The organism is Sphingomonas sediminicola (genome assembly GCF_049991885.1).
Taxonomy (GTDB): Bacteria; Pseudomonadota; Alphaproteobacteria; order Sphingomonadales; family Sphingomonadaceae; genus Sphingomicrobium; species Sphingomicrobium sediminicola.
In genome coordinates, this window is record NZ_CP178916.1 from 219,757 (window position 1) to 240,061 (window position 20,305).

20 protein-coding genes are annotated in these 20,305 nt (G+C 63.4%); 10 read left to right on the plus strand and 10 right to left on the minus strand.

Translation table 11 applies throughout. The annotated features are described in order from the left end of the window. Positions 1–3 precede the first annotated feature (3 nt). Positions 4–1,302, plus strand: a complete 1,299-nt coding sequence (locus ACMC5O_RS01150; protein WP_426693116.1) for an MFS transporter — start codon at positions 4–6, stop codon at positions 1,300–1,302. On the opposite strand, the gene ACMC5O_RS01155 is transcribed toward ACMC5O_RS01150, so the two are convergent. From ACMC5O_RS01155 to ACMC5O_RS01165, 3 genes are read right to left on the minus strand one after another with little or no spacing between them, the layout of a single operon-like run. Next, positions 1,299–3,464, minus strand: coding sequence for a penicillin acylase family protein (locus ACMC5O_RS01155; protein WP_426693117.1), 2,166 nt, complete (start codon positions 3,462–3,464; stop codon positions 1,299–1,301). The genes ACMC5O_RS01150 and ACMC5O_RS01155 overlap by 4 nt on opposite strands. Next, entirely contained in the window at positions 3,457–5,943 is a 2,487-nt protein-coding gene (ligD, locus tag ACMC5O_RS01160; protein ID WP_426693118.1) for a DNA ligase D, read from the minus strand. The genes ACMC5O_RS01155 and ligD overlap by 8 nt, the downstream gene beginning before the upstream one ends. A gap of 3 nt (positions 5,944–5,946) precedes the next feature. After that, complete coding sequence (locus ACMC5O_RS01165) at positions 5,947–6,822, minus strand: Ku protein (protein ID WP_426693119.1); 876 nt, start codon at positions 6,820–6,822, stop codon at positions 5,947–5,949. A 129-nt stretch (positions 6,823–6,951) separates the two neighbouring features. On the opposite strand from ACMC5O_RS01165, the gene der reads away from it, so the two are divergent. Together der and ACMC5O_RS01175 are read left to right on the plus strand one after the other, a co-directional pair. Beyond that, positions 6,952–8,319, plus strand: a complete 1,368-nt coding sequence (der, locus tag ACMC5O_RS01170; protein ID WP_187708046.1) for a ribosome biogenesis GTPase Der — start codon at positions 6,952–6,954, stop codon at positions 8,317–8,319. A gap of 56 nt (positions 8,320–8,375) precedes the next feature. Continuing rightward, positions 8,376–8,807 carry an Hpt domain-containing protein gene (locus tag ACMC5O_RS01175; RefSeq protein WP_187708045.1) on the plus strand — a complete coding sequence of 144 codons (432 nt, stop codon included), beginning with the start codon at positions 8,376–8,378 and terminating at the stop codon, positions 8,805–8,807. Between the two features lie 10 nt (positions 8,808–8,817). Here the strand turns inward: ACMC5O_RS01175 and ACMC5O_RS01180 are convergent, their stop codons facing one another. From ACMC5O_RS01180 to purL, 6 genes are all read right to left on the minus strand, one after another. Continuing rightward, a complete protein-coding gene (locus tag ACMC5O_RS01180) occupies positions 8,818–10,053 on the minus strand; it encodes a DUF418 domain-containing protein (RefSeq protein WP_426693120.1) in 1,236 nt (411 codons plus the stop codon). A gap of 19 nt (positions 10,054–10,072) precedes the next feature. Next, positions 10,073–10,552, minus strand: a complete 480-nt coding sequence (gene bfr, locus ACMC5O_RS01185) for a bacterioferritin (protein ID WP_187708044.1) — start codon at positions 10,550–10,552, stop codon at positions 10,073–10,075. A 74-nt stretch (positions 10,553–10,626) separates the two neighbouring features. Next, on the minus strand, positions 10,627–10,821 hold the full coding sequence (locus ACMC5O_RS01190; RefSeq protein WP_187708043.1) for a (2Fe-2S)-binding protein: 195 nt from the start codon (positions 10,819–10,821) through the stop codon (positions 10,627–10,629). 43 nt (positions 10,822–10,864) lie between these two features. Beyond that, entirely contained in the window at positions 10,865–11,269 is a 405-nt protein-coding gene (locus ACMC5O_RS01195; protein WP_426693121.1) for a hypothetical protein, read from the minus strand. Then, positions 11,266–11,715 (minus strand): hypothetical protein, encoded by a 450-nt coding sequence (locus ACMC5O_RS01200; protein ID WP_187708042.1) that lies wholly within the window; start codon positions 11,713–11,715, stop codon positions 11,266–11,268. Before ACMC5O_RS01200 ends, ACMC5O_RS01195 begins: the two co-directional genes overlap by 4 nt. An 85-nt stretch (positions 11,716–11,800) precedes the next feature. After that, on the minus strand, positions 11,801–14,053 hold the full coding sequence (gene purL / locus ACMC5O_RS01205; protein ID WP_426693122.1) for a phosphoribosylformylglycinamidine synthase subunit PurL: 2,253 nt from the start codon (positions 14,051–14,053) through the stop codon (positions 11,801–11,803). Between the two features lie 122 nt (positions 14,054–14,175). Between purL and ACMC5O_RS01210 the strand changes: the two genes are divergently transcribed. Continuing rightward, positions 14,176–14,652, plus strand: a complete 477-nt coding sequence (locus ACMC5O_RS01210; RefSeq protein WP_187708041.1) for a VOC family protein — start codon at positions 14,176–14,178, stop codon at positions 14,650–14,652. 60 nt (positions 14,653–14,712) lie between these two features. Here the strand turns inward: ACMC5O_RS01210 and ACMC5O_RS01215 are convergent, their stop codons facing one another. Continuing rightward, positions 14,713–15,045 (minus strand): hypothetical protein, encoded by a 333-nt coding sequence (locus ACMC5O_RS01215; RefSeq protein WP_187708040.1) that lies wholly within the window; start codon positions 15,043–15,045, stop codon positions 14,713–14,715. Positions 15,046–15,128: 83 nt separating this feature from the next. Here ACMC5O_RS01215 and ACMC5O_RS01220 point away from each other — a divergent pair, with 83 nt between their 5' ends. From ACMC5O_RS01220 to ACMC5O_RS01245, 6 genes are all read left to right on the plus strand, one after another. Next, positions 15,129–15,359 (plus strand): hypothetical protein, encoded by a 231-nt coding sequence (locus tag ACMC5O_RS01220; protein WP_187708039.1) that lies wholly within the window; start codon positions 15,129–15,131, stop codon positions 15,357–15,359. Between the two features lie 8 nt (positions 15,360–15,367). Beyond that, on the plus strand, positions 15,368–16,099 hold the full coding sequence (locus tag ACMC5O_RS01225) for a hypothetical protein (RefSeq protein WP_187708038.1): 732 nt from the start codon (positions 15,368–15,370) through the stop codon (positions 16,097–16,099). Between the two features lie 302 nt (positions 16,100–16,401). Next, the gene (locus ACMC5O_RS01230; protein ID WP_187708037.1) at positions 16,402–16,893 is read left to right on the plus strand and encodes a division/cell wall cluster transcriptional repressor MraZ; all 492 of its coding nucleotides are present in this window, start codon (positions 16,402–16,404) and stop codon (positions 16,891–16,893) included. Continuing rightward, on the plus strand, positions 16,890–17,855 hold the full coding sequence (gene rsmH, locus ACMC5O_RS01235; RefSeq protein ID WP_187708036.1) for a 16S rRNA (cytosine(1402)-N(4))-methyltransferase RsmH: 966 nt from the start codon (positions 16,890–16,892) through the stop codon (positions 17,853–17,855). Before ACMC5O_RS01230 ends, rsmH begins: the two co-directional genes overlap by 4 nt. Next, positions 17,852–18,607 carry a hypothetical protein gene (locus ACMC5O_RS01240; RefSeq protein ID WP_187708035.1) on the plus strand — a complete coding sequence of 252 codons (756 nt, stop codon included), beginning with the start codon at positions 17,852–17,854 and terminating at the stop codon, positions 18,605–18,607. Before rsmH ends, ACMC5O_RS01240 begins: the two co-directional genes overlap by 4 nt. Beyond that, positions 18,604–20,304, plus strand: coding sequence for a peptidoglycan D,D-transpeptidase FtsI family protein (locus ACMC5O_RS01245; protein ID WP_426693123.1), 1,701 nt, complete (start codon positions 18,604–18,606; stop codon positions 20,302–20,304). The genes ACMC5O_RS01240 and ACMC5O_RS01245 overlap by 4 nt, the downstream gene beginning before the upstream one ends. Position 20,305: the final 1 nt, after the last annotated feature.

Consider the following 20,305-nt stretch of genomic DNA (forward strand, 5'->3'; position numbering starts at 1 on the left):
AGGATGACTCAATCGGCGAGTGAAGCGACGCCGCTCCGGCGTGTTGTGATGGCAAGCCTGATCGGCACGACCATCGAGTGGTACGATTTCTTCCTCTACGGCTCCGCCGCCGCCCTTGTCTTCAACAAGCTGTTCTTCCCTGAATTCGACCCGCTGACTGGCACCCTGCTGGCGTTCGCGACCTATGCGCTCGGGTTCGTCGCGCGGCCGGTCGGCGGTGTCGTTTTCGGCCATTTCGGCGACCGCATCGGCCGCAAGCGCCTCCTCATGCTGAGCCTCATCCTGATGGGCGTCGCGACGATCTTCATCGGCCTGCTTCCTACCTACGCGCAGGTAGGCATCTGGGCGCCGATCGGCCTGATTGCCCTACGGCTAGTGCAAGGCTTCGCGGTCGGCGGGGAGTGGGGTGGAGCGGTCCTCATGGCCGCCGAGCATGGTGACGCCGCGAGGCGTGGCTTCTGGGCAAGTTGGCCGCAGGCGGGCGTTCCGGCGGGCAATCTGCTTGCGGCTGCAATGCTCGCGATCATGGCCGCGCTTCAGGCCGAGGAGGACTTCCTCGACTGGGGTTGGCGCGTGCCTTTCATCCTGTCCGCGCTGCTCGTCGTCGTCGGTTGGTACATCCGCAATCGCGTTGCCGAGAGCCCGATGTTCGAAGCTGAGTTCGACGCGGCTGAGGCGCCTGCCCGAGTACCCGCCATTGAAGTTCTGCGCGAACGACCGAAAGCGCTTGTCCTTGGGGCGGGCCTCCGTGTCGGCGAGAACATTTCCTATTACATCCTCACCGTATTCTCGCTGACCTTCCTCGTGGATGTCTCGAAGGAGAGCCGCAGCCTGGCGCTCAACGCACTGCTGATCGGCGCGGCCGTCCAGTTCTTCGCCATCCCGCTCTTTGCGGCGCTGTCGGACAGGATCGGCAGGCGGCCCGTCTATGCATTCGGCGCGTTCGGTCTAGCCGCCTGGTGTTTCGTCATGTTCGGCCTGCTCGGCAGCGGCGATAACGCATCGATCATCTCCGCGCTCGTTGTCGGCCTTGTCCTGCACGGAGCGATGTACGGCCCGCAGGCGGCGTTCATCACGGAGCTGTTCCCAACCCGCATCCGCTATTCCGGCGTGTCGCTCGCTTACCAGCTGACATCGATCGTTGCGGGTTCGCTGGCCCCGATCATCGCACTGTGGCTGTACAAGGATTACGGCTCGGCCATGCCGGTCTCGATCTACGTCGGTGCGGCCTGCGTGATCAGCGGTATCAGCGCCCTGTTAGCTCGCGAGACGCGCGGTCTGGAACTCGACGCGATCCGCTAGCGCTCGCCCGGCTTGTAGCGGCGCTCTGTGTGGCCGCTCAGCTGGTCGGGATAAAAATAGACCTCGCGCAGGTTGCCAGCGGCATAGCGCTCCGCCTCGTCGTTGAAGTGCGGTGAGGCGGGATTGCCGCTCTCCCCGCCGGCAGTGACTGCGCGGGCACGGACTCGGCGGCCGAACTCCACTACCGCGACGAAGCTGTTGCCGCTTGTACCGTACCACTTCTTCGTTCCCGGCTTCGGAGCCGAGCCGAACGCGGCCAGGGTGCCGTAGGCGCTGGAGGCGAACGGCACCGGGATGCTCGGCGCGGCATCGCTGAACGGATGTTCGATCGCAGGCGAGATGCGCTGGAAGCGGTTGATTTCCCCCCACGGAACGCTCGCCCAGCCGAAGTCGCGCTTCAGCCGGGCGATTGCGACCGTGAGCGCCTGGAGCTTCTGCGCCGGGCTGGTGTCGCGGCCGATGCGCATCATGACCTTGTTGGCCGGCTCGTCCTTTGGCGGATTGAGCGCGTTCCTGAGTTCGTCGCCCCAGAACATCGCGAGCGATTGCGCAACCGAGCCAGCGCTCCAGCGATAATCCCAAATCCGGAGCGTTCCGATCGGACCGGCGAGAGAGGCGCGGCGTGCATCCCTCTTCGGCAGTGCGTCATAGGCGTTGATCAGCTGCGGGATCAGCTCGGCAAAGCCCGGCTGGTAGCTATCAAACGCTGCTGCCTGAAGCCGGTCGAGCGTCCAGCCCTTGCTTCCCGTCAACAGCTGAAGCGCGTGAACGCCCCGATAATTCTCGCCGAACATGTCCATGTACTTCGGAAAGCGCTTCGGATCCGGACTGTTCGGTCCAGCCGCGCGATAGGGCCAGGTGTTCGTGTTCTGGACCCAGCCGTTGCGAGGGTTAGTAGTGCTCGGAAGCTCCACAATCGCGTGCAGGGGCCCCCAATCGGTCGCGGGATCGCTGCCGTCGACAGGCTTCGTATAATCGAAGCGGTCGTCCCTCCGGGGCATGAATTGCGGCATCAGCATCGCAATCTCGCCCTTCGCACTGGCGAAGACCGTGTCGTTCGAGCTGTTCGCTTTCAGGTCGGCGACCTTTAGGAAGTCCTTCAAATCACGCGTCTTCGTGCGCAGGAAGCTTTGCTGAAGTGCGGCGGCCGGCTTGTCCATCATCGCGAACGCAATCCAGCGGCCGTTCGCCTCCCGCACGATTGGTCCGCGGTGAGTCCGCCACGTGGTGAAGGTGCGGCTGGCGAGCTTGCCGTCTTTGGTGCGGTAATTGACGGTGACGGGCCGCTCGACGAGCGGGCGGCATTGCGGGCCGTAACGGTAGCAGAAGCCCTTGCCCTTGCGCTCCACCTTCTCCGCGAACTCGTCCACATTATCGACGCCGCTCGACGTGTGCATCCAGCCGGTGCGCTCGTTGAAGCCCTGGTAAATGAAAAACTGGCCCCAGGTCGCGGCGCCATAGGCGTTCAGCCCCTCATCGCTGGTTACTTGAAGTTCGGAGCGGAAGAAGAAGCTGGTGTGCGGGTTGATCAACAGGAGAGGACCTGTGCCGCGAGCGGTAATCGACGGAGCGATGGCGATTCCGTTCGATCCGCGCGGCTCCAAGTCTTTGACTGTCGCTGCGAGCGTTCGCTTGCCGGCGTAGAATTTCTGCAGGTCACCCAGGTCGATGCGCTCGATATCGCCGCCGATACTTCCTTCGGTGAAGCTCAAGGCCATCCACGGCTCGAATCGGGTCATCACGCGCGGATGCACATGAGGATGGGTCGCGAGATAGTAATTCAGGCCCGCCGCCCAGCTGTTCATCAGCTTCTTCAGCCAGTCGGGACTTGCCGAATAATTGGCCTTCAGCCCATCTTCGCTGACGTAAAGCCGTGCCCGCAAATCCTGCCAGATCGCCTTCTCGCCATCCGCTTCGGCCGTACGGCCGAGGTTGGTGAGATAGTTCGCCTCGATACGCGGGAAGTCGTCCTCCGCCTGGGCGTAAATCATCCCGAATACCGCGTCCGCATCACTCTTTCCGCGCACGTGCGCGACGCCCCAGTCGTCGCGGGTGATCGTCACGCGTGTGGCCTGATTGCGCCATTGCTGTAGCTCGGCCGGCGACGCGGCGGTGAGAATGAAGAGTAAGGGGAGGAGTGCTGCGCGGGTGCGGCTATGCATCCGGCAAGGATTGCTTCGCTTTTCCCCAGCCCGCAAGCGGCTTCGATTTGGCGCGCTCGAGCAATAGGTCGAGGTCTCGGATCGAGAAAGCGTTGCCCCCGCTGAACTGGTCGAGCTCTTCCCAAGCAATTGGGGCTGCCACCGGAGCGCCTTCGCGGGCGCGGGCGGAGTAGGGCATCACCGCCGTCGAGCCGCGCTGGTTGCGTAGCCAGTCGAGGAAAATGCGGCCCTTGCGCTGCACTTTCCGGATGTTGGCGGTGAAGCGGTCCGGGTCGGCTTCGGCGACCGCGCGAGAGAAGCGCTCGGCAAAGTCCGACACCTCGTCCCAGTGCGCCGACCCATCGAGCGGCGCGATCACGTGCACACCCTTCCCGCCGGTCAGCATGGGGAAAGTCTTGAGGCCGAGCTGCAGCAACAGTTCGCGAAGGCTTACCGCCGCCTCGCGCACTGCGGCGAAGTCGAGCCCCTCGTCGGGGTCGAGGTCGAACACAAGCCGGTCGGGATAATCGACCTTGGGAACGCTGCTTCCCCAGCCGTGGAATTCGATCGTCCCCATCTGGACGCAGGCGAGAACTCCGCGGACGTCGTCGAGGTAGAGATAGTCCTCCACGTCGCCGTCCTTCTCCTCGATCGGGACGTGCTTCACATGCTCCCCGAAGGTGCCGCTGTCGTGCTTCTGGAAGAAGCATTTCTCGGCCGTTCCTTGCGGGCAGCGGATGATGGTCATCGGTCGCCGTGCGACGGTGGGCATGATCAATTTGTCGACGGCCGCGTAGTAATTGGCGAGCTCGCCCTTGGTGACTCCGTCCTTCGGGTAGATGACGCGGTCGGGATTGCTGATTTCAATCCCGTAGCTCTCCGGCGTCTTGTGAGCCTTCGTCTTTGGCGGCGACTTTAGATGCTGCGGCACTTCGCGGACGACCTCCTTGGCGGGCTTGTCCTCGCGGAGCGCAACGAAGCTCGGGTGACGAAGGATGCCGTCCGAGGTGAATTCGGCGAAATTGATCTCTGCAACCAGGGTCGGCTTGAGCCAGTGCGCCCCTTTTCGCTCCGCACGGGGCACCTCTGCTGCGGCCTTGTCGGTCTCAAGCGGCTCCATCCGCTTCATCAGGTCTTCGATCAACTCGCCGCTGAACCCGGTGCCGACCTTCCCGGCATAGGCGAACTTGCGACCGTCGCGCGTGCCGAGAAGAAGCGAACGGAAGCCTCGGCGCTTGTCGCTTTCCGACCAGCCGATAATCACGAATTCTTGGCGCTGAATGCATTTGATCTTGAGCCAGTTGCGCGAACGCTCGCCGCGATAGGGCGCGTTGGCGGCTTTCGCGATCAGGCCTTCTCCACCGGCCTTGCAGATTTCGCGGAACAGTTCCTCGCCGCGGCCGATGACATGATCGCCGAACAGGATTGGCGGCTGGACCCCAGCGAGCAGCGACTTCAGCCGGTCCTTGCGCTCGATCGTCGGCAGGCGCGTGATATCCTCGCCGCGATCGACCAGCAGGTCGAAGGCGTAGAAGGCTAGGTTCTCGCCCCGGCTTTTCTTGAGCGTCGACTGAAGCAGCTGGAAGTCGGGCTTGCCCTCTTTATCCAGCGCAACCGCTTCACCGTCGATCAGGCAGCCGGCGGGTAGGTTTGCCGCCGCTTTCACCAAAGCGCGAAACTTGTCGCTCCAATCCTTCCCGTTGCGGGTCCAGGCTGTCGCCGCGCCGCTGCCGGTGGCGATCAGCAGCCGGTAGCCGTCGTACTTGTATTCGAAGAGCCAGTTCGCGCCCGGCGGCACCTCGTCGACAAGCGTTGCAAGCTGCGGCTGCTGAAACGGCGGTGGGGCCTCGTCTGCTTTCTTCCGCGCGCGGCCGCCCTTCTGTCCGCCGCGATCGGACCGCCACACGTCGCTGCCTGAGGCGATCTCGGCCATCGTCCGGCCAGTAGTCACGCTGGTCACGCACTCATCGACCAGCTCTTCGCCGTTCTCGGGATTGGCGAAGTCGTCGGTGACCTTCTTGAGCATCCAGCTTTCGCGCTTCTCTCCGCGCCGCGGCTTCATCCGGAACATCACCCACTCGCCCTTCATCCGCTCGCCTTCGAGCGTGAAGTGGAGGTGGCCTTCCTCAAGCGTCTTGCGGGGGTCCTTCTCCGGATGCGGAATCCAGCGGCCCTGATCCCAGAGCATCACCGTTCCCCCGCCATATTCGCCGGCGGGGATGGTCCCCTCGAAGCTGCCGTAATCGAGTGGGTGATCTTCGGTCCGCATAGCAAGGCGGTTCTGCCCGGGATCGAGGCTCGGGCCCTTGGGAACCGCCCAGCTCTTCAGGACTCCGTCGAGTTCCAGCCGGAAGTCCCAGTGGAGATGCGACGCGTCATGCTTCTGGACGACGAAACTGTCGCCCTTGCCTTTGAGCTTGCGGCCCTTCGGCTCCTTCGTCTTCGTGAAGTCGCGCTTCTGGTTGTAGGTCTCGATGTCGAGGCCGGCGCGCTTCGCCATGACTCAGGCCCTCTTGCGTGCCGGCTCTTTGGTAGCCTTCTTGGCCGGTGCCTTTTTCGCGGCGGCCTTTGTGGTCTTGCCCTTCTTTTCGTCGCCGAGGCTCTTCTTGAGCGCAGCCATCAGGTCGATGACGTTCGAACCCTTCGGCGGGGCCTTGTCGGCGTCCGGGTCCTGAATGACCTTCTCGCCCTTCTTCTTCTGCTTCTCGGCAATCAGGTCCTTCAGCGCGTCGACATAGCGGTTGTGGAACTCCGACGGGTCGAACTCGCCGGCCTTCCGCTCGATCAGCATCGAAGCCATGTCGAGCAGGTCCGGATCGGGCTTCGTGTCGCCAATATCGCGGAAGAATCCGGACGATTTGTGAACTTCGTCCGCGTAGCGAAGCGTCTCCATCAGGATTCCACGGCCGGAAGGCTTGATCGCGACGACATATTCCTGGCCGCGCATCGCCATCTGGCCGACGCCGATCTTCTTCGCATCCTTCAGCGCATCGCGGAGGACGACATAGGCCTCCTCTGCGAGGTCATCTGCCGGAACAACGTAGTACGGCTTCTCGAAATACATCGCCTCGATGTCGTCCTCGTCGACGAATTGGACGAGATCGAGCGTCTTGCGGCTCTCGAGCTTGACGGCCTCGATCTCCTCGGGATCGAGAAGGACGTAATGGCCCTTCGATACCTCGTAGCCCTTGACGATCTCGTCCGGGTCGACCGGGCCGATGCCCGGGACGACCTTCTCATATTTTATGCGCTTGCCCGAAGGCTCGTGCACCTGGTGAAACTGGATCTGGGCACCGCTCTTGGTGGCCGGATAGATCTCGACGGGGATCGAGACCAAGGCGAGTCTGATCTGCCCCCTCCATGCGGGTCGCGACGGCATTCTTTCACTCTCCCGAGCTTTGGAACGGGCGATTCAATACGCTCGCCGGTGACTCGTTCCGTTGCGCACACGAATCAGTATCTTATCACGCGCCTTCGCAGATGCGGATTCATCGGCTAACCGCTCGCCATGCCCCGTCTTCCCACCGTAGCGATCGTCGGACGTCCCAATGTGGGAAAGTCGACGCTCTTCAACCGCCTCGTCGGCAGGAAGGTGGCGCTGGTGGACGATCGTCCGGGCGTTACCCGTGACCGCCGCGAGGGCGAGGCGAAGCTGGTCGGGCTCGAGTTTCGCGTGATCGATACGGCCGGGTACGAGGATGAGGACCCGCAAACACTGCCTGGCCGGATGCGTCAGCAGACCGAGGCGGCAGTCCGCGATGCGGACGTCGCCCTCTTTCTGATCGACGGGCGTGAGGGGCTGACTCCCCTGGACGAAGAAATTGGCCGCTGGTTGCGCGCAGGCAAGACGCCGGTGGTGGTCGCCGCGAACAAGGCGGAAGGCCGCGCCGGCGAAACGGGTCGGCTCGAAGCCTATGCGCTCGGTCTCGGCGATCCGATCGCCATCAGCGCCGAGCATGGCGAAGGTATTGTCGACCTGTTCGACCTGCTCCGCCCGCACGTCGAGCATGAGCATCTCGAAACCGAAGCCGAAGAACTGGAAGTGGGGCATGACGACGAACATGCGCCGCTCAAGCTCGCGATTGTGGGCCGTCCGAACGCCGGCAAGTCCACGCTCGTAAACAGGATGCTCGGCGAAGAGCGCATGATTACTGGGCCGGAGGCCGGAATTACCCGCGATTCCATTACGCTTGACTGGGAATGGCAGGGCCATCCTGTTCGGCTGGTCGATACGGCAGGCCTCCGGAAGCGCGCGAAGATCGAGGACAAGCTGGAAAAGCTGTCGGCGTCCGATACGCTGCGTTCAATCGACCATGCGGAAGTGGTCGTCCTCCTGTTGGATGCCACACGCGGGCTTGAGGCTCAGGACCTTCGGATCGCTGACCAAGTGGTCGAAGAGGGTAGGGCGCTTCTAATTGCGCTCAACAAGTGGGATGTCGCGGAGAACGCCTCCTCGCTCTTCAACGGCGTCAAGGCGGCGTTGGAAGAGGGCCTGTCGCAGCTCAAGAACGTGCCGGTGCTCGCCATCTCGGCGAAGACTGGAAAGGCCGTCGACGACGTGCTGAAAGTCGCGTTCGAGCTTCGCGAGTCCTGGTCGCGGCGAATTTCGACCGGCGAGCTCAATCGCTGGTTCGAGCACGCAGTCGATGCCAACCCGCCGCCTGCGCCGAGCGGCCGGCGAATCAAGCTTCGCTATATCACTCAGGTGAAGACGCGTCCGCCGACGTTCGTCGTGTTCGGGACGCGTGTCGACCAGCTTCCCGACAGCTATCGGCGCTATCTGCTCAACTCGATGCGGCGCGATTTGAAGCTCGGGCCGGTGCCGATGCGGCTGTCGTTCCGCGCACCGAAGAATCCATATCAGCGCGACCGCTAAGGCTAATTTTACCGTTTAGGCCGTATCCCAAGGCTCAAGTGGCCACGGGGAAGACAATGAGCGACGACGATTTCAAGCTCGTCGATTGGGTGCATTTCGAGAGGAGCCGCGCCGAGCTAGGTGCGGGCTTCATCCGGATTCTGAGCTATTTCCGTGAAGACGGAGCCAAGTCGGTCGCCCAGATCGAGGAGGCGATGCACGACCAGAACACGGCCGCGCTCGTCCTCCCCGCGCATACCATCAAGGGTGAGGCGCGGCAGTTCGGCGCAGAACCGCTCGCGCAGATCGCGGAGCTGATCGAGAGCACGGCTCGTCTGTGCGTCGAGTCCCGTCGCTTCCCGGACGAACTGGTCCCCGAGGTCGTCGAGCTTCGAAAGCTGTTCTCGAGGACGGTCGACCTGTTCGACAGGGCAACGAACCCGCTGCTGACGCGTGCTCCGCAGGGCTTCGGCCGCAAGGTCGGCAACCAGGATTTCGGCCGGATCTAGGCTTCCGCCGCTACGCCGCGGGCAGCGGCTTTCTCATCGGCTGCAGCTTCAACCGCGCAAGGCTGCGCCACGCCCATTCGAATGGTCCATAGCGGAACCGGTCGAGCCATGGCTTCGACCAAACCAGCATGACTAGCCACACGGCTGGCGGGATCAGGTAGATCGTCGCCCTGTCCCAGCGCGCGAATTGGCCGAGCCCCCATCCGTAGAAGATCGCGGTCACCAGGATCGATGTGCCCAAATAATTGGTGAAGGCGGCGCGGCCCACTGCGGCCATGCGCTCGGTGAGTCGGCCGCCCGGCCTGATCGCGAGGATGAGCAAGGCGGCGTAGCCGATCGTTCCCAAAATCCGGAACGGGACCGACCCGACGATCGACGCGAAGTAGACCCAGCGCTGGTCGAAGCCCTGCGCGATCGTGTTCAGGCCGAGGAGCAGATAGGCCGTCCAGGCCACGCCCAAGCAAGTGACTGCGACGCGCCGGTAGGCTGTGCGCTCCCACGCCCCCGTGAGGAAGCCGGACCGGAATCCCCACATCCCGAACAGCATGGCCGTCAGCGTTTCGGGGCCGACGGCTTTAACGAAAGCGAGCGGTCCGTCGAGGAACTCCCACCGCCACGCGACCTGGGCCGTCCAGTGCCCGCGCATTGCCGCGATTTCCCCCTCGATCCAGTCGGCCGGCGGCACACCGAAGCCCCAGGCAAACAGGTCCCATGTCTGGATGGCCTGAGGCGTGTCGCGCGGGGCCGCCTGGATCAGTCCGACCAGCCCCATGCTGTTCCATAGCAGGGTCGCGACGAGCGCCGTGAGCGCCGCAGCCAGCAATTGCTCAGCCTTCAATCCGGCAAAGACGAAGGCGACCAGCCCGACCAGGGCATAGTGGGCCAGGATGTCGCCCCACCAGATGAAGTACATGTGCGCGACGCCGATCAGGAACAGCACGGCCATGCGCGAGAGATGGACTTTCACGGGGTTTGCGCCGCCCGCCTGAGCACGTTCGATGACCAGCAGCATCGACGCGCCGAACAGGAAGGAGAAGAGGCCGCGCATCTTGCCTTCGACGAAGACGAAGGTCGTCAGCCAGACGGCTATTTCCCGTGTCCCGTGACCGCCCCAGGCGAGCGGCGAGAAATAGGCGGGCGCCGGGAGGGCGAACGCAGCAATGTTCGCGAGCAAGATGCCCATCACCGCGACGCCACGGACGACGTCGAGCGTCAGGTAGCGCGGAGCCGCAACAGCTCCAGTCAATTCCGAACCCTGCGGGATCCTAGTCCTCTGTCGGTTTGGACTGGAGCTGGACGTAATTCTGGATACCCATCCGGGCGATCATTTCGAACTGCTGTTCTAGCGTGTCGACATGCTCTTCCTCATTCTTGAGGATTTCGGAGAACAGGTCGCGGCTGACGTAGTCCTTCACGCTCTCGCAGTAGCCGATGGCACCCTTGAGCTGCCCGACCGCTTCCAACTCCAGCTCCAGGTCGGCTTTGAGGATCTCCTCGACATTTTCGCCGATGTGAAGGCGGCCGAGCAGCTGGAAGTTGGGGAGACCGTCGAGGAAGAGGATGCGCTCGGCGAGCCTATCCGCATGCTTCATCTCGTCGATCGATTCGGAGCGCTCGAAATCGGCGAGCTTGCGCACGCCCCAATTGTCGAGCAGCCGATAGTGCAGCCAATATTGGTTGGTCGCGGTCAGCTCGTTCTTCAGCGCTTCGTTGAGCAGCTCGAGGACCTTCTTGTCGCCCTTCATTCCCGCCTCCGTCGCGTAGCACGGGAGGCGATGCTCTTTCAGTCAAAAGGGGTCAAGGGAGGTCCGGGCCGAGGTCAGGCGGCGACGGCGTCGACCTCGAGCAGGTCCGAGCGTTCTTCCTCTATGATCTCAGCCGCGTAATCGAGACAGCACCCGCACTGCACTTCGCAACCCAGGCAGGCGTACGCCTTTTCCGGAGTCGGAGCTCCGGCGCGCGTGGCCTTGCGGACCTCGCTTTCGGTGATGCGATTGCAGATGCAGACGATCATGGAGATCGTTATAATCGATAATGCGAACCATTCGCAAGTAGAATCAAACTCGACGCCTCATCAGCTTCAAGCCGGACCAGGTGGCGTCGACGGCGCAAACCTTCACATCGACCAGCCCCATCGGCAGGCAAACCTTGCGAATGGTGTCTTCGGTGATTTCGGTCGGGACCTTCGAAGCTTTCTTCGGCCAGCTGATCCAGATGAACCCGCCCTCGGCGAGCAGGGGCATCAGAGCCTGAGCCTTGTCCTCTAGCTTCGCTCGTACAGTGACGAAGATGTGCGCGGCATCGAGGTCCGGCTCCGGGCTGAACTGCCAGTCGGGCTTCTCTCCGATGCTTTTCTCGATTTCGTGCCGTGTGGGATCGGGCATGCCGTCCACGAACACCCGCATAGCCTCACGATAGCCGAGCTTCTTGCCGAGTGGGGTGCCCGAATAACCTGCTGTCACGCGAAGCGGGGCTTCAAGTAACGCGCCGCGATGAGCGCCATCGGAATGCCCACCAGCACGATATGCGCAAATAGCTGGGTCGCGATCGACAAGGGCTTGGGCGGGAGCGGCGTGTCGAAACGAAGCGGGACGACCAGCCAGTTCATCACGAAATAGGTGATGACGCCGTAGGCGAGGCCGGTGCGATAGGGTGTGTCGAGAAGTTGAGGCTTGGCCCGGACCAGCACCACGAAGACCGCGGCCATGATCGCCATCAAAGTGAAATGGACGAGAAGGCCGATGATCGATCCGGCCGCACCCATTTCGACAGCCTGCGGAAAGGGGCCGGAGCCGACGCGGCGGAGCATGCTTCCGATCTCGCTGCCGAACGCGATCGTCAGGATCATCGCAAACAAGATGTCGAGCGTGCCGGCAACGGCAGTCCCGAACGCAATCGGCTTCAGCATGTCACTCGCTCTCCGTTAGGTACGCGAGGAAACTTCACGCGTGCGCGCGAAGTCAAGAAAACAGCGGGCGAACGCGAATTCCCGGTTAAGCGAGCGCCGCGTCGGCTCCCATCAGCTTGGGGAAGAAGCCTTCGTGCGCGGCGCGGAGGTCGGCGAGAGAGACTGACTGCGGTCCGCCGCGATCGACGAGATCGAAGGTCAAGACGTCGCCGCCGGTAACCCCGATCTCTACCGCGATGAGTTGAGCTTCATTGGCAAGCTGACGAACGAATTCGGGATTGCACGTCGAAACTATATAGCGGCCCTGATCTTCTCCGAAGAGTATCGCCCCCACATTCGGAATCTGAGGCACGACCGTCATGGTCATTCCGATGTTTGCTGCGAGTGCCATTTCGGCGACGGCGATTGCGGCACCGCCGTCGGAGCAATCATGGATCGCGCTGACGAAGCTCTCCTTGGCCAGCCGGCGAATGAGTTCTCCTGTGCGCTTCTCAGCAGCGAGATCGATAGGCGGAGGCGTGCCTTCACGCCGACCGTGACAGACTTCCAACCAGAGTGATTGGCCAACGTGGCTGTCGCTGTGACCGATGAGTACGAGATCCTCGCCCTCACCGTACGCAATACCGACGCTCTTCTCCCAATCCTCCAGCAACCCAACTCCGCCAATCGCCGGCGTCGGCAGGATCGCGCTCCCACCGCCCGTCGCCTTGCTCTCGTTGTAAAGCGAGACATTGCCGCTCACGATCGGATAGTCGAGCGCGCGGCAGGCTTCGCCCATGCCTTCGAGCGCGCCGACGAGTTGGGCCATGATCTCGGGCCGCTGCGGGTTGCCGAAATTGAGGCAGTTGGTGATCGCCAGCGGCTTCGCGCCGACCGCGCAGAGGTTGCGGTAGGTCTCGGCGACCGCCTGCTTCCCGCCCTCGACCGGGTCGGCATAGACGTAGCGCGGCGTGCAGTCGGTGGTGATCGCCAGCGCCTTCTTCGTCCCGTGAACGCGCACGACCGCGGCGTCGCCGCCTGGGCGTTGAACCGTGTCCGCTCCGACCTGGCTGTCGTACTGCTCCCAGATCCAGCGGCGGCTGGCGAGGTTGGGGGAGGCCATCAGCTTCAGCAGGTCTGCGGCGATGTCGGTGCTTTCCGGCACGTCGCCGAGCGGCTTGATGCCGGCCCAGGCCTTGTACTCATCCTGGCTGATGTACGGCCGCTCGTAGCACGGCGCTTCGTCGGCCAGCGGGCCGAGCGGAATGTCGCACACCACCTCGCCGTCGAACTCCAGCACCATGTGTCCGGTGTCGGTGACTTCGCCGATGACCGCAAAGTCGAGCTCCCACTTGTGAAAGATGGCCTCGGCCTCGGCCTCGCGCCCGGGCTTCAGCACCATCAGCATGCGCTCCTGGCTTTCGGAGAGCATCATCTCGTAGGGCGTCATGCCGGTTTCTCGGCACGGCACCTTGTTCATGTCGAGCCTTATGCCCGCGCCGCCCTTGCTCGCCATTTCGACTGAGGACGAGGTGAGGCCAGCGGCGCCCATGTCCTGGATGGCGACGATGGCGTCGGTGGCCATCAGCTCGAGGCAGGCCTCGATCAGCAATTTCTCGGTGAAGGGGTCGCCTACCTGCACCGTCGGGCGCTTCTCGTCGCTGTTCTCGTCGAAGTCGGCGCTGGCCATGGTCGCGCCGTGGATGCCGTCGCGGCCGGTCTTCGAGCCGACATAGACGATCGGGTTCCCGATGCCGGTCGCGGCGGAGTAGAATATTTTGTCCGTCTTCGCGACGCCGACGGTCATCGCGTTGACGAGGATGTTTCCGTCGTAAGCGCTGTCGAAATTGACCTCGCCGCCGACCGTCGGGACTCCGACGCAATTGCCGTAGCCGCCGATGCCGTGGACCACGCCCGCGATCAGGTGGCGCATCTTCGGATGGTCGGGCCGTCCGAAGCGCAGCGCGTTGAGGTTCGCGACCGGGCGCGCGCCCATGGTGAAGACATCGCGCAGGATGCCGCCGACGCCCGTCGCTGCGCCCTGGTAGGGCTCGATGTAGGACGGGTGGTTGTGGCTCTCCATCTTGAAGATGGCCGCATCTCCGTCGCCGATGTCGATGATGCCCGCGTTCTCGCCCGGGCCACAGATCACCCAGGGCGCTTTGGTCGGGAGCTTCTTCAGGTGGAAGCGCGACGATTTGTAGGAGCAATGCTCCGACCACATTACCGAGAAGATGCCGAGTTCGACGAGGTTCGGCTCGCGGCCGAGCGCTTTGAGGATCCGGGCATATTCCTCTTCCGAAAGGCCGTGTTCGGCGACGGTTTCGGGCGAGATTCGGCTGGCTTCTAGGACGGTCATGGCCGCGCCCTTAGCCCCGTCTGCAAGCGGCGGCTAGGTTGCGACGAACGGCACGGCGGGCGCTTGGGCCGACTCAGGTAAGGGGAGTAGAAGGCGCTCCGGGCGGGGTCAGGAGAGATCAAATGCCGAAGCCCATTCCCGAAGGCTATCACAGCGTCACGCCCTATCTGGTGGTCGATGACGCCAATGCGGCGATCAAATTCTATGAGCGCGCGTTCGGCGCCAAGGAGAAGTTCCGGCTGCCGATGGGCAACCGGGTCAGCCATGCCGAGCTGGAGATCGGCGACAGCATTGTCATGCTCGCGGACGAATTCCCGGACATGGGTCACCTCGGCCCCAAGAGCCGCGGCGGTCCCACGTCCAGCATCCTGCTGTATGTCGAGGACGTCGACACGGCGTTCAACAAGGCGATCAACGCCGGTGCGACCCAGCAGCGTCCGCTCGAAAACCAGTTCTGGGGAGACCGCATGGGCACTTTGACCGACCCATTCGGTCACCAGTGGAGCCTCGCGACCCATGTCGAGGAGGTGCCACCGGACGAAATGCAGCGGCGAATGGAGCAGATGGGCTCCCAGCAGAAGCAGCCCGAGCACGCCTGATTGGCAAATGAAAACGGCGCCGGATCGCTCCGGCGCCGTCAATTTGTTCGAACCTGTGGCTTAAGCCTTGCAGCTCTGGCCGTTGTAGGTGATCGACGCAGCCTTCGCGTCGCCCGTCAGCGCCTTGTCGCCGGCGGCAATCGTTGTGCCGACTTCCTCGCGCGTCTTCTTCACGCGCGCGGTGCCGTCCGACAGCCAGTCGACGTAGATCAGGCTGTTGTCCTTGCAGCGGTAGGCCTTGCTGGCCTGGATCGACGGCGGGAGGACGACGCCGACATTGTTCATCGGCTGATCGTCGGCACCGGGGCCTGCGACAATGGTGTGGTCTTCGTTGTTGCAGCCGGCTAGCGCTGCGGCCGCAACGAGTGCGAGGATGGTGAACGGGCGAGTCATACCTTGCGCCTTTCACAAGGGGGGTGCCATCGTCAAGGCACCAGCTTGCATTGTACCGTGCTGAGCCATAGCTTCCAACCGGAATGGCCTATCCTGCAGGCAATAGCGCTCAGCGTATCCGCATCGGGCTTACCGGCCTTGCTTTTGCCTTTCTGCTCGTCCTTCTCGGATCGGTGATCAGCCGTTCCCGCGACGACAATTCTCCGCCTCCTACGCAGGGGCAAGCCAACGAGGCAGAGCCTAACGAGCCACTCGCCCAGCTGGGAGTCGCGCCGGGCGGTGACGCATCCACCAACAACGTCAGCGAAAAATAGGTGAGCTGATGCGCCGCAATTCGGCGCGGGTGCTGGTCGGCGTTTCCGTTGCGCTCTTGCTCGCGGGAGCAGCCGCTTTGGCGCTCGTGGGCCGCAACCCCGGACCCGACATATCTCCACGCGCCGAAGCCCAGCGGCCGCCGCTGATGCTTCTCACGACCCTGCCTCTGGTCTTTCCCGAGGAATTCTCGCTTCAGGGGGGAGGATCGAAGGCGCTGAGCGCGATCGAGACGCGCTACCGGGTCATCCCGATCGGAACGACCGACGCCGCGACGCTGCGGCAGGCGCGGCTGTTGCTGATGGCGCATCCCCTGGCGCAGCCGTCTGAAGCGCTGGTCGATCTCGATCGCTGGGTGCGGGATGGAGGGAGGCTGCTCCTGCTCGCTGACCCGAGGCTCGAATGGCCGAGCAAGCGGCCGCTGGGTGACAAGCTTCGGCCTCCGCTATCCTTTGCCGACACGGGATTGCTCGCTCATTGGGGATTGCGTCTCGATGCGCCCGACCACGGTGGACCGGCGCAGCGCGAGCTCGATGGGCGCCATGTCCTCGCTGTTTCGCCGGGTATTCTTTCCGGAGGTTGCAAGGTTGGAGGTGCGGGATTCGTCGCGCGCTGCCGTGTCGGCAAGGGCCGGGCGACCGTGGTGGCGGACGCCGACTTCCTCAATCTCGAGCAGCTCGAGGGGCCGACCGAAGGCAACCTCGACGCACTCCTGGCCGAACTGGCCGAACTGGAACGCTGAGTCGCCAGTGACTTAGCGTTTGATTCTCCGATTCGGTCTGCGCACAGAGTTATCCACAGGTTAAGAACGACAGAACAGGATAAGAACATCCCGCGAAACTGAGGTAAAAAAGCCGCAGAATTCCGCCATTGGGCATGAAAACCCACGAAATGGCATCAAAATCCATTGTGTCCCCATAGCTGTTGAGTTACCAACACTCTGTAGTGCGGGGCTAACCCTTTGCCTGTGTTTTGGCGCCGGAGGCGCGGCGATGCCGCGTCCCGCGAACGGGGAAGCTTTGCGCTGCGAACGGGGAGTGGTTTGTGGCGCTTGAGCATCTGTTCCAGGGCAGTGCGCTGAACGCGGTGGACGCGAAGGGTCGCGTTTCCGTACCCTCCTTCTTGCGCTCCGTGATCGAACGCCGAGGCGATTCCCGCACAATCGTCCTCGCGAAGCATGACGCCTTCCCCTGCCTCAGCGCCTACGACCCCGCGTACGCCGCTCTGAAGCACGCGAAGCTGGAGCGACTGCTCGAAAAGGAAGAGACGAGCCCCGAAGCGCAACTGGAATATCAGCAGCGCAACCTGATGGCGTTCGCGGCCACCGAAGAGGTCCCGTACGACCCATCGGGCCGTATCGTTCTTCCGCCGATGATGCGCCGGAAGGGCGAGCTTCTTGAGCTCGCGCTGTTCCTAGGTGCCGGCGAGACCTTCCAGATCTGGAATCCGACCCTGTTTCTCAAGGATGCCCGCATTCCCGAGGACATGAAGGACATCGCGCGCTTCCGCCTCGAAGAGAAGGGGCTGAAGGCATGACCGGCCGCGGCGCTGCACAAGCACCGCACGTGCCGGTGCTTCTCGACGAAGTGTTGACCGCCATGGCGATCCAGCCGGGCGAAACGGCGGTCGACGGCACTTTTGGAGCAGGCGGCTACACGCGCGCGCTGCTTCGGGTGGGGGCGGGACGAGTGATTGCTTTCGATCGTGACCCCGATGCGATCGCAGCTGGCAGATCGCTCGTCCCGGACACCAATCTGACGCTCGTCGAAGAACGGTTCAGCCAGATGGACCGCGTGCTTGGCGAACGGAGCATTGGCCTCGTCGATGCCATCACGCTCGATATCGGCGTCTCTTCGATGCAACTGGACAGAGCGGACCGCGGCTTTTCCTTCTCGGCCGACGGTCCGCTCGACATGCGCATGGAAAGATCGGGGCCGACCGCCGCCGACTTCGTCAACGAGGCCGACGAGGCCGAGATTGCGCGGATCCTGCGCGAATATGGCGAGGAGCCGCGCGCTCGCTCCATCGCACGTGCAATCGTCGCCAACCGCCCGATCGAGCGGACCGGCGAGCTTGCGGCGATTGTCCGTCGCGCAGTCGGCTATCGCCAGGGGCAGAAGAGCGACCCGGCGACGCGGACCTTCCAGGCGATCCGCATTCATTTGAACGCCGAGCTCGATGAGCTCGAGGGTGGCCTTGCTGCGGCCGAGCGCTCGCTCAAGCCCGGCGGCCGGCTCGCAGTGGTCACCTTTCACAGTCTCGAGGACCGCATCGTGAAGCGCTTCTTCCGTGAACGCAGCGGCGCGACGCCAGCGGGGTCGCGTCACCGTCCAGTCGTAGTTCAAGGCCCCGCACCAACTTTCGAGAAAGTCGCCAAGCCGGTCAGCCCTTCCGAGGCCGAGATCGTGCGCAATCCGCGGTCGCGCTCCGCGCGCCTGCGCAGCGCCATTCGTACCGGAGCTCCCGCTTGGCAGAAAAATGCAGGAGAGAGAAAATGAGCGCCCGCAGCTTCCGCTCGGTGTTCATGGTTGCGACGTGCGCCGGTGCTGCACTGACTTGCTATCTCGTGTCGCTCAACGTCGCTTCGGAGCGCGCGTCCCTGGAGGACGTCGAGACCAAGATTGTGCTCGCCCAGCGTGACATCCGCCTGCTCCAGACGGAGATCGGCACCCGCGGGCGCATGGCTCAGCTCGAACGCTGGAACGTCAAGGTTCTCGCTCTGTCGGCCCCGTCTGCCGACCAATTCCTCGAAGGCGGCTTCCAGCTGGCCCGGCTCGGACGACCCGAGCCCACCCAGGCTGTCGAAGCTCCTGTTGTGCTTGCCTCGGCGCCCGCGCCGCATCCCCAATCCGCTCCGCTCGAGGAGGGCGAGCCGGTGGCGGATGGCGCGGGTGTCTCCTTGCCTGCGGCCAAGCTTATGCGTGAGGCGAGCCTCAGGGTTCCGATCCGCGAGACAATGCCTGTCGCAGAGACGGCGCCGTTGCCGAAGCCGCACAAGGTGTCTGAGTCCGTTGTGAAGCCGCCTTCGGCCAGGATTGCGACGCCTGCCAAGACGTCCGAACGCAAGCCCGTAAAGGCCGCAGAAGCGAAGCCGGAATCGAAGGAAAAGAAAGCTGGGGATAAGGCGCTCGAAGCGTTCGCAAAGCCGGTGACAAAGCCAATTCGCGTCGCCAGAGTCGACCCGCTGGCGCCGCTTCCCACGGCTGCCAAGTCGAAGAAAATGACCAAGGAATCCGGCACGGCTCGATGAACGCACCGACGCCCGCTCTCGTCGCACCACGGCCCGAGCGGCTCCGACTTGTCGGGCAGCGACGGCAGATTCTGACCATGATGCACCAGCGGCTGATGTTCGGCCTGCTGGTCTATGCCGGTGTCATTGCCCTCATTGTCTTGAGGATCCTCTACCTCGCGGCCTTCGGCGACCATGCCGGCGCCAAGCGCGGAATAACCTCACTTGTACCGGAGCGAGGCGACATCATCGACCGCGACGGCGTGCCGCTCGCCCAGACGATGGACGCCTGGACCATCGGGCTTTGGCCGAAGAAGGTCATCGGCGACAAACTGGAGCTGGCCCGCAACCTGGCGCGGCTCATGCCGGAGCGTGACGAGGCGGCATATTTCGCCATGCTCAGGTCGGGCAAGAGCTTCTACTATCTGCGCCGCCGCGCCGCCCCGGGAGTGGTCGAGGCGGTCAATGCTTTAGGCGAGCCAGGCATTGCCCTGGAGCGCGAACCGGATCGTCTTTACCCGCAGACCAGCCTTGCCGCCCACGTGATCGGCTACACCACGATCGACGGCCATGGCGTCGCAGGCATGGAGCGCGCCTACGACAAGCGATTGTCCGACCCCGCAACCCGCGGCCAGCCGCTGCAGCTCTCGATCTCCGCCCGTATCCAGCAGGCGATGGAGCATGAGTTGCTGACGGCCATGACGAAGTTCTCCGCGAAGGGTGCGGCGGGCGTGATCATGGACATCCACACTGGCGAGGTGCTGGCCTTGACCTCGCTTCCGCAGCTCAACCCAAATGCGGCAGGTCAGGGGACGGACGAGGCGCGTTTCAATCGCGCCACTCTCGGCGTCTTTGAGCTTGGCTCGACGTTCAAGCCCTTCACGGTCGCGATGGCGATGGACAGCGGGATCATCAAGAGCTTCGGCAAGATGTACAACTGCCCGCACGACTTCCCTGCCTATGGGAAGGTCATCCACGACACGCATCCGTACGGACGCGCTTGCTCGGTCGCCGAGATCATGAAGGAAAGCTCGAACATCGGCTCTGCGCAGATCGCCGCCGAAGTCGGCGCCACTCGCCAGCGTGCATTCCTCGACAAGATGGGCTTCCTGAAAAGGAGCGAGGTCGAACTTCTTGAGAAAGGCCGGCCAATCCTGCCTCGCGATTGGGGTCCCCTCGACGTCATGACGATCGGTTTCGGGCACAGCCTTGCAGTCAGCCCGCTCCATCTGGCCAGCGGCTACGCGACCCTGTTCAACGGCGGAGTCTACCGCCCGCCCACCTTGCTCAAGGTCGACCGGGGTCACGCGACGGGCAAGGGCCACCGTGTCTTTACGGAAGAGACCAGCTACAAGATGCGATCGCTCCTACGGCTGGTTGTCACCGAGGGCACCGGCAAGAAGGCGGATGCGCCCGGCTATCGTGTCGGCGGCAAGACCGGATCGGCCGAGAAGTACGAGAACCGGTCACTGTTGGTTACCAGCTTCGCGGGTGTGTTCCCGATGGATGAGCCGCGCTATGTGATGGTGATGATGCTGGACGAACCAAAAGCACTACCGGAAACCTTTGGATTCCGTACGGCCGCCTGGAACGTCGGTCCTGCGTTCGGCGCGGCGGTCAGCCGAATTGCACCGATGCTCGGCGTCCGGCCCGACAAGAATCGCGAGCCCGACATGTCGCTCGTGCTCCCTTACGTTCACGAAGAAGCAAAGCACTAAA